This window comes from Paenibacillus hexagrammi (assembly GCF_021513275.1).
Lineage (GTDB): Bacteria > Bacillota > Bacilli > Paenibacillales > NBRC-103111 > Paenibacillus_E > Paenibacillus_E hexagrammi.
This window is the reverse complement of the sequence record NZ_CP090978.1, coordinates 2,429,973-2,444,143: the sequence shown is the minus strand read 5'-3', so window position 1 is coordinate 2,444,143 and position 14,171 is coordinate 2,429,973. Positions and strand designations below refer to the sequence as shown.

The following is a 14,171-nucleotide window of genomic DNA, read 5'->3' as shown; positions in this document are numbered from 1 at the left end:
AGAGACACTTGCCAGCATCCTATTATCCTCCTATCGTTAGGTTTGCGAGAACTGACGAAGGAGACTGGAAGGAATGCTGAAAATGCCTCAACAAGAGTATATCAAATTTTTACGTGAAGCAGAAGGCTGCTCGGTGAATGAGATTGCAAGACAAGTAGGGATTCATTGGAGAACAGCCAAACGGTATGCAGATAAAGATAATTGGAATGAAAACATCAATAAACGAAGAAGCAATAGCCCGGTGATGGGGCCTTTTATGGAAATTGTGGATACGTGGCTGGAGGAGGATCAGTTACTCCCTCGCAAGCAGAGACACACTGGGGTGAGAATCTTTCATCGATTGCAAGCCGAATATGCATTCACGGGTGGACAACGTACGGTATTAGCCTACGTTAAGAGACGAAAGAATGAAATGGTCTTGGAGCGTGCGAAATCTTATGAACGACTAGAACATCCACCAGGAGAAGCACAAGTCGACTTCACCACGATTCAGGTTAGTCGTGATCAGCAATTGCTTACCTACAAACTGCTGGTGGTTTCATTTCCTTCAAGCAATGCAGCATTCCTCTACCCTACACCAGCAGAAAACCAGGAATGCTTCCTAGAAGGTATGAAGCAGTGTTTTACACAAATGGGTGGTGTTCCTCGTCGGGTCTGGTTCGACAACCTATCCGCTGCAGTAGTTCACATCGAAAAACATGGAGAACGACAGTTGACGGAAGGCTTTCAAAGATTCTGTGCTCACTACCGGATGGAAGCAGTATTCTGTAATCCATACAGCGGCCACGAAAAAGGGCATGTCGAAAGCAAATGTGGCTATGCCAAGCGAAATTGGGCTGTACCTATTCCCATCTATGAAAGCCATGAGCAGTTGGCCGCCTACTTTGCCGAGCAGGCGCAGCAGGACCGTGAGCGTCCACACTACGCCAAGAAAGAGCGTATCGCTAGTCTATGGGAAGAGGACCGTCGTCATCTGCTAACGCTGCCTGAAGTGACTTTTGAGTCCTACCGAATGAGTGCAGCTGTGGTCAACAAGTACGGGGAAATCCGAATTGAGAACACCTCCTTCCCGTTAGTCGGTTTGGTTTCACCTGGCAGTGAAGTACTCATTCAGACCTTCTGGGATCGGCATGTTATCCTGACACAAGGGCAGCAGACGGTACGAGAAGTACCACGACCGTACACCGGCAGAACAGCGGATGTTCCATGGGTACAGGTATTCACCAACCTGCTACGCAAGCCCCGAAGCGTCAACCATTCGCAATTCGTCCGGATGCTGCCAGAAGCGGTTCAACAGTATGTTCGCATAACAGATTTGATGTTGCGCAAAGAGCGATTGCAGGCGCTAGCCCATTGGTCAGGTGTTTACCCGATCACACAGATTGGACAAACGCTGCAGGAGACACATAACGAGGCCACGATTGCTCAGGTAACAGCTGCGCTTGGATTAAAGCAAATGAACCGGGATATTCCAGCAGCATGGGTTGAAACGCTATCTCCGCCTGGTACGCAGGGAAGCGATTCTCTAGGGCGTTATGATCGCCTAATGGGGGTGAGCTGAGGTGAGAAATGATCTGACAGAACTATGCCGGCAGCTCCGCCTGGCTCATGTGGTAGAATATGTCGTTCAACAGCAAGACGAACGCACACAGGAATTAGTGGAACAGCTGTTATTGGCCGAGAGAGAAGGCAGACGACGGGCAAAACTAGGGAAACTTGTCCAACAGGCAGGCTTCCCCCATTTGAAGACCTTTGAGGGGTATGTGAAAGACCATATTACGTTTCCTGCGGGTTGTACGCTCGACATATTGTTGGATATGACATGGTTAGAAAGGCGAGAGAACTTGCTGTTGATGGGTACGGTCGGAACAGGTAAAACCCATATGGCTACTGCTCTGGGGGTGGAGGCTTGCAGGCGAGGGCATGCGGTACAATTCTCTCGAGCTTCAGACCTTGTGGCGATCCTGCAAGAGAAGTTCGCAGCAGGCACGCTGAGTCGCTTTCGAGAGAAGCTAAGGAAAATGGATCTAATTATCTTGGACGAGGTAGGTTATGTCCCTTTTAGCCAAACGGGGTCGGAGCTACTGTTTAACGTCATTGCCGATTGTTATGAACAGCAGAGCGTGATCGTGACCTCCAATTTAGAATTCGGTCAATGGACCTCGATATTTGGGGACACGAAGCTCACCTCTGCGCTTGTTGATCGCCTGGTACACCACGCGCATATCCTGTCTTTTGGTGGTGAGAGTTTCCGATTCAAACAAGCTATGGAGCGAATTGTCAGGTGCAAAAAATCTCTGGAACCAATTTTGTTGATTTTATTGGGATTACCGCAGAATGTGATAAACATGAAAAATCTAATGTCTGGAACCACCAAAAGTTACCATGGGAAGAATTATTGAAACCGTTTTTGTTATGTGTCTTCTTACAACCGACCCAGCAAAGCGGCAAAAAAGAACCCGTAGCTTGCGCTCAAGGTTCATCACCAGCAGTTGCAGCCAATAACCGTCTCGCTTGTAGCCGCAATGTGTGCTCGAGCACGCCCAAGTCCATATTGTGGTTGCCTTCGCCAAATTTGCCTTCTATGGCGTTCCGTCCACCCGTATCCTGCTTGGCCAGGCGCTTTTTTGGAGCCCCAGTTGAATTGGGAATATATAGAAATCTTGGAATCCCCACAGGGAACCGTGAACGTGTGGTAAGCCGCTTCATGCTCCTGTTGCCACTGAGCCATAGCTTGCTTGGCATCCGCTTCACAGTGAAATACGATAAAGTACTCCGGAAAGAAGAGGTCGAATCAATTGCCAATTTTGCCCTTTTACTGGAGAAAAGTTTGCCGCCACCTTCTCCCGCAGGTTCGTTAAAATCCGAAGTTCCGCGTATTCCTTCGTTGGCAGCTTGGGTTCGGAATATCTCCTGTTTCGGATGAGATCGGCGATGACCTTCGCATCATTGTAGTCACTCTTGATCTGCGAATTTTCCTCCATTTCTTTCGTCTTATTGACATGATGCGGGTTCACAACAACCACTTGAATACCTTGAGCCTGAAGAAAGGCCGCTAACCGAAACCAATAGTGTCCAGTTGGCTGCCATGTGCTTGCTCAAGCTCTTTCATCCACTCTGCTAGCTTCATTAGCCCTTGTTGATCGTTGTGGAACACGCAATCCTACCCCAGTTCGATTCCTCGAAAATCTACAGCCTGTGCAACATGCGTCTTCTTCGCAATGTCTGTGCCTACGACAAGTGTCATGTTGGTAATTCTTGTGATCCGTTGATTTTGTTTCTGTTTTAGCTTACTCTTCATGATGGGTGCCACTTTTCGTATTTGGTCCTGTTCTTGGTAGGAACGTTTCCCAGTATACCTGAGGCGCTTTTTCATTAAAAGCTCAAATTACTTCATTACTGGCTCCTCTACTAAAGCCTCCATAAAGAAATAGCCAGAGGGCACAATGTCCTATCCAAGACGCTTTTAACGTCGACAACAATTCCACTGTTATTCTTTAAGAGGAGCCCATAAGCCCCCACCCTTTATCACAGTAGGTTCCATGGGGAACACATAGTATGACTGCGTCTGCAGGTATCAGCTCTTTTTCATCGATCAGATCGATACCATATTCGTGGTAGACTGAAACAGGATCGGCTATCGCATCGCTCACCTGTATCCGAATCCCATATTGTTTAAGCTCGCTGATGATATCGATCACCTTGGAATTTCTAATGTCGGCTACGTTTTCCTTGAAGGTAACGCCGAGTATGGTGACCACCGAATCCTTGATCGGAATATTCCGGAGGATCATTTGTTTAATGACCGATGATGCGATATAACTACCCATTGTATCGTTGATGCGTCTGCCGGCCAGAATCACCTGAGGCTGATAGCCGATAGACTCGGCTTTGTAAGTCAGATAATAAGGGTCAACGCCAATACAATGACCTCCTACCAGCCCCGGTTGAAAGCGTTGAAAATTCCACTTGGTACCGGCCGCTTCAAGAACCTCGGCTGTATCGATATCAAGCTTATCGAAGATGATCGCTAATTCGTTCATCAGCGCGATATTCAGATCTCTCTGCGTGTTCTCGATCACTTTAGCTGCCTCTGCAACCTTGATGGAGGGGGCGTAATGAACCCCAGCTTCTACTACACTCTCATACAGAGTTGCGATTGTTTCCAGAGCCTCTACCGGACCTGAGACGACCTTTCGTATCTTATTGAATCGATGCTCTCGATCTCCCGGATTAATCCGTTCAGGCGAATACCCTACATAGAAGTCAACGCCGTTCCTCATACCGGAAAACTGTTCAAGTACGGGTATGCATACTTCCTCTGTCGTTCCGGGGAAAACTGTCGACTCGTACACGACGATAGTGCCTGGACATAAATGTTCACCTATTACTTGTGAGGCTTGTATCAGGGGAATTAAGTTAGGCTGCTTGTTATCATGGATCGGGGTCGGCACAGTCACGATGATGAAATTACAATCTTTGAGCTTGCACGGATTCGTCGTATAGTCGATTTGCAATAACCTCAATTCTGCTTCCGACACTTCATACGTGTAGTCGAATCCCTGCTTTAACGTCTCAATCCTTCTCTCATTTATATCAAATCCAACGATGGGGTTGTTCTTACCGAACGCTACCGCCACCTGAAGGCCGACATAGCCAAGACCCACGACCGCTATTTTTCTATCCATATGTCACACCCCATAATAGCGTTTGTACCATTTGATGAAATGTCCAACACCTTCTTCGATGGATGTCTGAGGCTTATAATCGATGTCCGCAATCAGCTCGTTAACGTCAGCATATGTACTGGGAACATCCCCGGCTTGCAGCGGCAAATATTGTTTCTCGGCCTGCCTATTCAGTTTTTTCTCAATTGCACAAACAAAGTCAAGTAGTTTAACAGGAGCATTATTGCCTATGTTGTATACTTTGTAGGTGCTCTTGCCATCACGTATCAGTATTCTGTAAATACTTTCGATGATGTCATCCACATAGGTAAAATCTCTGGACATGTCACCGTGATTGAAGACCTGTATCGGATCGCCGTTGAGAATTGCTTTCGTGAACATGAACAGCGCCATATCGGGTCTTCCCCATGGCCCATATACTGTAAAGAAGCGTAGGCCCGTAGTTCGAATGCCGAACAAATGGCTGTAGGAATGCGCCATCAGCTCATTAGCCTTCTTGGTTGCCGCATAGATACTGATCGGGTGGTCGACATTATCGTCCGTTGAGAAGGGCAGCTTCGTGTTGGAGCCATATACGGAACTCGACGAGGCATATAGCAGGTGCTCCACCTTGTGATGCCTACAAGCCTCCAATATGTTCATAAAGCCAACTATATTGGAGTCGATGTAGGAATGCGGATTTTTCAAGCTATACCTAACTCCCGCTTGAGCCGCTAAATGAATTACTATAGACGGCGAGTACTCCAGAAAGATGTTCGCCATACGCGTCCTGTTCTCCAGGCTCTCTTGGATAAACGTAAAGTTATCATGATGCAGCTGACGCAAACGGGAATGCTTTAGCGTTACATCATAATAGTCATTTATGTTGTCGATCCCGATTACTGCGTATCCTTCATCCAATAACCGCCTAGTCATATGATAGCCGATAAAGCCTGCCGCTCCCGTAACCAATACTCTCTTCATCATCTCATCCCTTAATCGTCTCATTGTCAGGACTGCAAGTCCTTACTTGCAAAAAGGTTCCCTGTATGATTGCCCTTCAGAAATTCGAGTAATAACGGATCGTTCTCGCTGTACTGCCTTGAATCTTGTCTCTTGTCTCCGAAAATCTGCGTCGTCGTCTTATTCTGGTTAGCGTGACCGGCAATCGCCTCGATTATTTCTTGGATATAAACACTTTGCGAAAGTCTTGCCAGCTCCTCACAATAGCCCAGGCCGCTTACTTCTTCAATATTTGCGTTTACGAAGAGATTTGTCTTATTGACGCATGAGATGGCCTCGATTAAATCTTCCTCCGTTACCTCCCACTGTTGCACAAGGTGACTCTTTCCGTCTGGGAGATTCACTTTGTAGATGGAACAACTATCCACATCCCATCGGGGATTATCAAAGGAGAGGGTCACCAGATGAGTCACACATCGGGATTCATTCGACAGATAGAGTTGAATCTCCCGACGACGGCTGCTCCACAGGAAGGAACTATTGCCGCTGACGACAATGTCGTTCGCAAACTTAATACTAACATTAATGGTGTCTAATACTTGATCACCCGAAACCGAGAAATCACTAAATATATAGCTTCCTCCCATTATCTCAAAAGGCATTCCTGCAGGTATGTCCCCCAACATCGTAATGAGGTCGATCGGATGCGAGATTTCCGAAATGACCCCAATCGTAGGACGGTGATCATACAATCGGAACTTTCCCCAAAAGAAGGAGGCCCGGGAAACGCGAACCTGCTGTTCATTCATCCATGTCTTAAGCAGCCTCAAGACCGGACTATGCCTTTCTACGAAATGCACAGCAATATCCGTTTCACGGAACATACTCCTAATTTTCTCCGCTAAGCTTAGATTCTCTACCAGAAGTTTCTCGACCAAGATTCTCTTACATGTTCGGTGGTTCCGATGAATATCGCATAACACATTGTAATGACTGCTTTCATTCGTAGCAACGATAAGGAGATCGAATTGATTTTCCGCAAGCATCGCTGTGACATCTGTATATGTCTTGATTGGGAATGACTCAAACAATGCAAGGCGCTCCGCATTCGTATCGCATACGGCATCCAGTCTGACATCTCCTACAGTACGTTGTCTGTGGACAATTGATCTCATGAATCGACTGCCTGCACTTCCAAATCCGATTAAACCAACAGAATACATCTCGTGTTTCCTCCAATGTATTATCCATCCGGATGAAGTTCATTTAATGTGGGTATTTATTTACACTCTCCCGTACGATTCAAGGCGTCGACAAGTACTCGGCTAGGATTAGCATGCCTCTCTCCAGTTCAGAAAGGTTTACCTTCTCATGCGCGGAATGGGCATCAGATAAATCGCCGCAACCGAATATAAGAGTGGGTAGATTGCAATAACTATGATATAAGTGAGCGTCGCAGCTTACTCTCCACCCGTAAGAATGCTCCTGCACAACCCCATAACGATTGATGGATTGCATTAATTGTCGTAGACTATCATCCATCTCATCCGTCAAGTAAGCACTGTTCTTTAACCCCTCAAATTTGACCGTGATATGATCATTGGTCCATCCATCTGCTGTGGACCGACAAATCTCCGTGATTCTCTGCTTTATATCCGAGATCGTGTAATTCGTCAAAAATCCTGTATTAAACACAAGACGGCAATGCTCCGGTACAGAACCTGGCCACTCACCACCTTCAATAATACCGATATTTACCTGAAGTGGTTTGTGCCATATAGAAAAGGCTTTATTCGACCTTGCCTCCTCTAATAGCTCTGCCTCAAAGCGCTTTAGCCGATAAATAAGATGATAGGCGCATTCGATGGCATTCACGCCGGAATCTATACCGCCCATGTGAACCGATTTCCCCTGGATTTCGACTGTGGTTGTAATAACCCCACGGTGCCCCCTGAAAGCCAACAAGTTCGTTGGTTCCATCACAATAACAGCATCCGCCTCGATTCCGTGCAGGATGGAGGATAGCGTCCCGCTCCCGCTAATTTCCTCCTCAATAACCAGGTCCATTTCGACTTCTTTTTGCAGTGCAATGTTGTGCTCTTGCAAGAAGCGGATGGCCTCAACAAGCATGATGAGATTGTTTTTGGTATCACAAGCTCCTCTTCCGTATAGGTAGTTGTCCCGGATAAACGGGGAGAAGGCATGTTCAAATTCCACTCCGGCAGGAACTACATCCATGTGTACATTAAAGAGCACTTTCCGTCGAGCATCAATTTTCACCTTATTGATTGCCTTTACATTAAAGCGTTCCTGACTAATGTGCGACAAATGGTGGGGGATAAATTGCTCATGCTCCCTTAAATCGGGGTGAAGAAACTGTTTTTCCGCACGAAATCCAATCCCATCCAGGTACTGGCTCAAAAATGGGTAAGCGTGCTCCTCATGCGGCGTTACAGTATTAATTGCAAGATAGCTTGAGAAGTCGTTGTATATCCTCGCTCGATTCCTCTCAACCCATATGTTGAACAGATTCTCCATTGTCTCATCTAGACCTCTTCTTCCGTTTCAAATATGATCATGGCTTCGATTCGGTCTGCGTTAGCAATCGCTTCATCTCTATCGCTTCCGGTCACGATTACATAACCGGGCCCGTCGCTCATGCTTTGCGGGGCTGATATGACATCGCCGATCTTAGGAGACTTGGCTTTCCACCACTTGAAGTCGTAATAGCCAGGCAGTTCCTTTATAGCCTCCAAACCGGAAATAAATTTTAGCCTCCCAGGTTTGGCGAAGATGGTTCGGTTGACCATTCCGAGGTGATATTTCGGCCGCAGCAGCTCCATATCAATCTTCTCGCCGAGAGCCTGCTGAATAGCGGCTTTCAGAATATTAGTACCGTTGCTGAGAGGAATCATCTCCGTACCAAAACGAGGGCCCCCGAGACGGGGTGTTAACTCTAATACCCTGAACTCCCCATCATCCTCGCCCCGGATAAGATCTCCTTTCACAATACCGTTAGTAATGCCAAGCTCTATCGCAGCCTTATGGGTTAAATCGGCACAGGCTTGAACTTCAGAAGCCTCCAATAAGGTCGGCATAACATCTCCGATTTCAACAAACAGCGGCTTATACTTCTCGTAATGGAATGCCCGTTCTGATATCCCCGTCATATAGAAACGACCGTCCACCATCAAACCTTCCGTGCTGAATTCCTGGCCTTTAATATATTCATTCAGAATGACCTGCGGGTCATTGGCAAAGCTAATACAGTACTCGTAGGCTGGTTTCACTTGCTCCGGCGATTCAACCAGGCTGACGCCCTTGAGGCAAACAAATTTAACGGCTTTATGACATATGGGAAGCCGATTTCCTGCACCTTTTTTACATAATCAGCATAATCGCAGCAGCTTCTGTATTTTGGCGCGGAGACGTCATGTGTCTCGAATATCCGGGAGCGAATAGATTTGATGGTCGCATTCTGAGCTATCTGGTAAGGAACGCCGAACAATTGGTAGTGCTCCGCAATCGCGGACACGGACAATGCGGTATCCATGCACAGACTCAGAACCGCATCGAATGTGCAGCCTTGCTCCTTCAGGCTCTTAGCCGCTTGTAGCGCAGATTGCGGGTCCAAGGGATTGGCCAGTATGATCTTCTTCACATGTTCCATTCCACGGTCGTTACGGAAAGAGGAGATTAAATACAGATCGTATTCCTTCGCTAGTGTTTCTAATATCTCCCCGCTATAACCATTACCACAAAAGAGAATACTTCTTTTAGACACAGCTTCGACTCCCAATCTATAAATTAATAATGTGGTTGCGCACCACTTGTTTTCATTAAATCTGCTATCAGGTCCTGCTTGATAAGCAGTTCTTTAAGCTCTTCTATGTAAGGCGTAATAGGTGTATCGAAAAATAGGTATGGAATGATCCCCCTTACTTCATCGTAAAGCAGCTTTGTCGATACAGACATTCCGCCTGCATCCCTTATGTCAATCGCTTGGCAAGCACATAATAGCTCAAAACTAATAATATACCTTGCATTGTCCATAATTTCCTTGACTCTTCTTGCCGCAACTAATCCAAATGAAACAATATCCTGGAAATCACCGGTGGAGGTCAATGACTGAATGGATAACGGTACACAAAGCGATCGATTCTCAGCTGTCAATGAAGTACTCATGAACTGCCCGCCCATGAGTCCGAGACGAAGCCCAGGGTTCTCCCTGCACAAAAATCCCGGAAGGCCGTTGCTATTGCTCTTATCCATGAAACGGTCAATTCTTCGATCCGATAAGTTCGATAACGTAGTCATGCAGATCGATAAATAGTCCATCGCCATTGCAATATATTGTCCGTGGAAATGACCATTGTGGAATACCTCCCTTCCTCCGGCAATACGAGCGGGTTATCACTGCTCGAGTTAATCTCGTTCTCAATAATAGAGGACACAAACTGCAAAGTATCATAAAGTGGGCCCATGATTTGCGGCGAGCATCTCAAAGAATAAGCATCCTCAATTTGATCCTGCATGTTTTGCACCACATTTTGATTCTCACGCTGAATCGCTGCTTCCGTCTCCGCTTCATTCATGACTAGCTTACTTGAGCTAAGAATGGTAGTGATATTGCTGGCATATATATATTGGCCCTTATGCAGCTTTCTTTTATGCACTCTTGGATCAAAAGGCTTCAATATTGCCGCCAAGCCTTCTAAGGTTAATGAAGAAACAAATTGATACATGTCGAGCAGCTTCTTTGCCTTATCCCACACCACGGCGGCAAACCCGGTCATTGCAGAGGTGCCATTAATTAAAGCCAGGCCTTCTTTGTAGCTTAATCGCATGGGTGTGATGTTTGCCATTCGTAATGCTTCTTCCCCAGTCATTTCTTGACCGTTATACTTTGCTTTCCACTTCCCTCCAGCCACTAGAGCGATGAATGCGAGCGGTCCAAGATCGCCACTGGCACCTAAAGACCCCTTTCTTGGAATGCAAGGCAGAACATTTTTGTTGAACATGTCTAAATAGATCATGAAATTCTCTATGCTGATCGCCGACGCTCCCTTGGACAACGAGATCAGTCTCGCTAGCATAGCGGCACGCACTTCGTGATCTTCCAAATATTCGCCGACGTTTGAGGCAACTGACGCGATCAGGTTGTTTTGCAGTTCTTCCGCGAACTCTACTGGCACGAGATAGTTTACGAATCCCCCCATGCTCGTATTGACCCCGTATATGATCCGCCCTTCATCGACATACTTCTCCAAGAGCTTCCGAGAGGCGCCTGATTCCTTCTTCTACTTGCTTATCGATTCTCAAGTTACATGACGGATTGTTAACGATCTCCATAAATTGATTAAGGTTGATGAAGTCCGTGGAAAGCACATAAGTATAGGTAGACATGAAAGGTTACCTCGCTTTAATTTATTTTTCTATTGTCGAAGGTACTTTGAACAACTGATACAGCTCCGGCAACATCTTAGAGCCCAAGCCCATTTGAACGGCTTGATCATAGGTGTTCGCCACGGCATCTACCAATTCTGTATTGACCCCTCGATCCACGAGCAGCTGTTTGAAATAATTCACATCTTTACTAGCGTTCTCGATAGAAAATTGAAGGATGTCCCCCCTTTTTCTAGCCAGCTAATCATTAGGGGCATTGCGGGAATATAGTTCGATCCCTTTGACATCACCTTGTCCAAAATGGCAAGATCAAGTCCATTCATTTGTGCGTAAGACAGACTCGATATCACGATGCTCGTAAAGGCCATCGAAATATAGTTATTTAGTAGCTTAAGACGATGGCCCGCCCCTGCCTGCCCCACATAGTAAATATTTTCCGAAAAGCTGGCAAATAACGGATACACCGCCTCATAGGCTTCCGGGTCTCCGCCAACCATGATGTTTAACTTGCCTTCCCGCGCATCCTTTGGCCCCCTGTTCATCGGGGCATCCAACAATGAAATCTTTCTATCCTTCAATAGTCGGCTTAGATTGCACGTTGATGCAGGATCGGATGTCGAACAGTCAATCACGATTGTATGAGGCGCCAAATCATTGATCATGCCCGCCTCTCCAATGAGCGTTTCCTCAACCACACCGGAATGTGGTAGGCACATGATAATCACGTTGCACTTATGAGCTAGCGTTCGCAGATCGGATTCCACAATCCCCCGTGCGCTTCAAGCTCTTTCATATTCTCTTCACGCCGATGCTTTGTCACGTGAAGGGGAATCCTGCCCGGAGCAGGCTTAATCCGATTCCTACCCCCATCATCCCCATTCCGATCAATCCAACGCGATAGACATTTTCATCTTTATTCATCCGATTATCCCCTCCAGCTACCGGAGGAGCTCCTTCCCTTGTTTCAGTTGCTTTCTATCAATCTTCCCATTCTGGTTGGTAGGAAGTGTTTCGCTCCTCTCGTACACCGTAGGGACCATATAATCCGGCAACACTTGACGCAGGTAATTCCTTAAATCGGCCTCATTGATGGGTTGAGTTAAGCTATAGAAGAGGAACAACTCCTCGACTCCAACAGCATCCTCTCTAATATCTGCAACCACCTGCATTATACCTGGATAGGATAGTGCTACGGCTTCTATTTCCTCCAGCTCGATTCGATATCCCTTGAATTTAACCTGATTATCTAATCGTCCTAAGTATTGAATACAACCGTCATCAAGCATTCTTCCATAATCGCCAGTTCTGTAGAGTGACCCGTATTTTACGTTTTCGTGGAAAATAAACTTTTTGTCTGTCAGTTCAAGATCATTAACATATCCCGGAGAGAGTGCTATGCCTGAAACACATATTTCGCCCTTAACCCCTATCCTTACCGGTTCTAGATATTCATTCATAATATAAACTTCCATGTTCTCTATCGGCCTTCCTACATCGATCAAAACTTTATCCGTGATGTCGCTGTACGTCACGAATGCGGTAACCTCCGTAGGGCCATAAAGATTATAAATACGTGCATCTGGACAGTTCGCTTTAATCATCTCAAGCAAATAGCCGGGGATCTTTTCCGCGCCAAACATAAAGGACTTAACATGGCTCATGAATGAGAGATTTCGATGATACATCGTTAATAGTTGGAGTCTCGTCGGCGCGATAAGGACGGTATCAATGCCATGTTTCTCGAAAAGTCTCCTGATTAAGACCGGGTTCTTCTGTTCCTTTTCATTAGCCAATACGACAGTTAATCCTTTGCATAGTGCCAGGATAGTTTCGGGCACAGACATGTCGAAGGAAAGGTTAGACAAGCACATCATTGTTCTGCCAGGGGAAATGCCCACAACATCTGTTCCATGCAGAATCAGGTTCACGATGCCCGCTTGCCGGATTTTCACGCCCTTTGGCTTCCCGGTAGAACCTGACGTATAGATGATGTAAGCCGTGTGGTCGGAGTAATCAATATGCTCATTGAATGCTTCGGTTGCTTGGACCATCGTTTGCTTCGATGTATCAATTATTCTGTAATCTGCATATTGATCCATGATTTCGGGGAGGTCTGTAAGGATCGCTGCTGCATGGTTTTCATCCAGCATATAGACCGTTCTAGCTTTCGGGGCTCCCGGTTCGATTGGCATATAGGCTGCACCTACTTTAACTCCCGCAAACATGGCAGCAAGCGCAATAGGGGTTCTGCTGTGTATCAGCCCAACAATGTCACCCTGCTTTATATGATTCATTTGGAGCATTGCAGCTAACCGATCGACAGTATGGATGAATGCCTCATACGTTGTGACTGTATCCTCGAATACGACTGCAGCAACATTTGGCTGCTGCGACGCGGTTTTTGCAATAATTTCGTACATATTATTCATACTCGTGTCCCTTTTTCTAAGAAGTTTGGCATTCTATACTTTAGCGGTTTTCAAAATAATTAATGAGATCCTGAACAGTAGGATACAAATTCAGAACGATATCATCATCGCCGAATTGGGTTTCTAACGATTTTTCCACCTCAACTACGATTCGAATGAATCCCATCGAATCCACACCCAAATCGTCGATCAATACGGAATCAGATGAGACGTTCTCTTTTCCAATTGCACGCTTAATGGCTTCAATAATAACGATCTGCTTTTCCATGATTATAAGTCCCCTTGACATTGATTTCTAAAAAGTCAAATTTCCGGTATTTCCAGTCGAAGCAATATTTTAGACAAGTGCTCGAACTGATGTTCATGATAGAGTTTTCCCAGCAGAATCGTGTTCACGCCGCATTCTAGATATCGCTACGGACCCCTATTTAGTCGGAAGTTACGCGCAGGTTGCAGACTATATTAGCATGCGTAACCTCCATGCAGTCTTTCGAAGACCCCACCACGAATAGTTCCGGTATATACTCATGCCGCATTGGGGGAACCAGCTCAAGGCCCTGAAAGTGATAGTGCTCTCCCATATAACTAACCGCCCCAAATTTGGTCAATAAGGTTCGGAGGACATTCGTATATTCCTCCAGCCTCGCATACTTCTACTTGGAATCCACCGGGTTGATTAACGCTGCGAAGCTCCATTTCACTTACG

The 14,171-nt window shown here is 46.2% G+C and carries 11 protein-coding genes and 5 pseudogenes; 2 read left to right on the top strand and 14 right to left on the bottom strand.

Annotated features, from left to right (window positions below; all coding sequences use genetic code 11):
• Nucleotides 1–73: 73 nt before the first annotated feature.
• Nucleotides 74–1,561, top strand: coding sequence for an IS21 family transposase (gene istA / locus L0M14_RS10820; protein ID WP_235122101.1), 1,488 nt, complete (start codon nt 74–76; stop codon nt 1,559–1,561).
• 1 nt (nt 1,562) lies between these two features.
• Nucleotides 1,563–2,279 (top strand): annotated as a pseudogene (gene istB / locus L0M14_RS10815) (IS21-like element helper ATPase IstB); the annotation flags it as partial.
• A 78-nt stretch (nt 2,280–2,357) separates the two neighbouring features.
• Here the strand turns inward: istB and L0M14_RS10810 are convergent.
• The 14 genes and pseudogenes from L0M14_RS10810 to L0M14_RS31845 form a co-directional block, all read right to left on the bottom strand.
• Nucleotides 2,358–2,619: pseudogene (locus tag L0M14_RS10810) on the bottom strand (transposase); the annotation flags it as partial.
• A 139-nt stretch (nt 2,620–2,758) separates the two neighbouring features.
• Nucleotides 2,759–3,301, bottom strand: a pseudogene (locus L0M14_RS32335) (IS110 family transposase); the annotation flags it as partial.
• 110 nt (nt 3,302–3,411) lie between these two features.
• Nucleotides 3,412–4,688: pseudogene (locus L0M14_RS10795) on the bottom strand (nucleotide sugar dehydrogenase).
• A gap of 3 nt (nt 4,689–4,691) precedes the next feature.
• Nucleotides 4,692–5,675 carry an NAD-dependent epimerase gene (locus L0M14_RS10790; RefSeq protein ID WP_235122097.1) on the bottom strand — a complete coding sequence of 328 codons (984 nt, stop codon included), beginning with the start codon at nt 5,673–5,675 and terminating at the stop codon, nt 4,692–4,694.
• Between the two features lie 2 nt (nt 5,676–5,677).
• The gene (locus L0M14_RS10785) at nt 5,678–6,853 is read right to left on the bottom strand and encodes a Gfo/Idh/MocA family protein (protein WP_235122096.1); all 1,176 of its coding nucleotides are present in this window, start codon (nt 6,851–6,853) and stop codon (nt 5,678–5,680) included.
• Between the two features lie 79 nt (nt 6,854–6,932).
• Nucleotides 6,933–8,051: a M20 family metallopeptidase gene (locus L0M14_RS10780; RefSeq protein ID WP_235122095.1), complete on the bottom strand. Its 1,119-nt coding sequence runs from the start codon at nt 8,049–8,051 to the stop codon at nt 6,933–6,935.
• 125 nt (nt 8,052–8,176) lie between these two features.
• Complete coding sequence (locus L0M14_RS10775) at nt 8,177–8,920, bottom strand: ATP-grasp domain-containing protein (protein WP_235122094.1); 744 nt, start codon at nt 8,918–8,920, stop codon at nt 8,177–8,179.
• Nucleotides 8,917–9,414 carry an ATP-grasp domain-containing protein gene (locus tag L0M14_RS10770; protein ID WP_235122093.1) on the bottom strand — a complete coding sequence of 166 codons (498 nt, stop codon included), beginning with the start codon at nt 9,412–9,414 and terminating at the stop codon, nt 8,917–8,919. Before L0M14_RS10770 ends, L0M14_RS10775 begins: the two co-directional genes overlap by 4 nt.
• Nucleotides 9,415–9,437: 23 nt before the next feature.
• A pseudogene (locus tag L0M14_RS10765) lies at nt 9,438–10,900 on the bottom strand (phenylalanine aminomutase (D-beta-phenylalanine forming)).
• 157 nt (nt 10,901–11,057) lie between these two features.
• Nucleotides 11,058–11,219, bottom strand: a complete 162-nt coding sequence (locus L0M14_RS10760; protein WP_235122092.1) for a hypothetical protein — start codon at nt 11,217–11,219, stop codon at nt 11,058–11,060.
• Nucleotides 11,216–11,752, bottom strand: a complete 537-nt coding sequence (locus tag L0M14_RS10755; protein ID WP_235122091.1) for an NAD(P)-dependent oxidoreductase — start codon at nt 11,750–11,752, stop codon at nt 11,216–11,218. Before L0M14_RS10755 ends, L0M14_RS10760 begins: the two co-directional genes overlap by 4 nt.
• Nucleotides 11,753–11,974: 222 nt before the next feature.
• Nucleotides 11,975–13,456 carry an amino acid adenylation domain-containing protein gene (locus L0M14_RS10750; protein ID WP_235122090.1) on the bottom strand — a complete coding sequence of 494 codons (1,482 nt, stop codon included), beginning with the start codon at nt 13,454–13,456 and terminating at the stop codon, nt 11,975–11,977.
• 49 nt (nt 13,457–13,505) lie between these two features.
• Nucleotides 13,506–13,733, bottom strand: coding sequence for an acyl carrier protein (locus L0M14_RS10745; protein WP_235122089.1), 228 nt, complete (start codon nt 13,731–13,733; stop codon nt 13,506–13,508).
• Between the two features lie 160 nt (nt 13,734–13,893).
• Nucleotides 13,894–14,073, bottom strand: a complete 180-nt coding sequence (locus tag L0M14_RS31845; RefSeq protein ID WP_350340496.1) for a hypothetical protein — start codon at nt 14,071–14,073, stop codon at nt 13,894–13,896.
• Between the last annotated feature and the right edge of the window lie 98 nt (nt 14,074–14,171).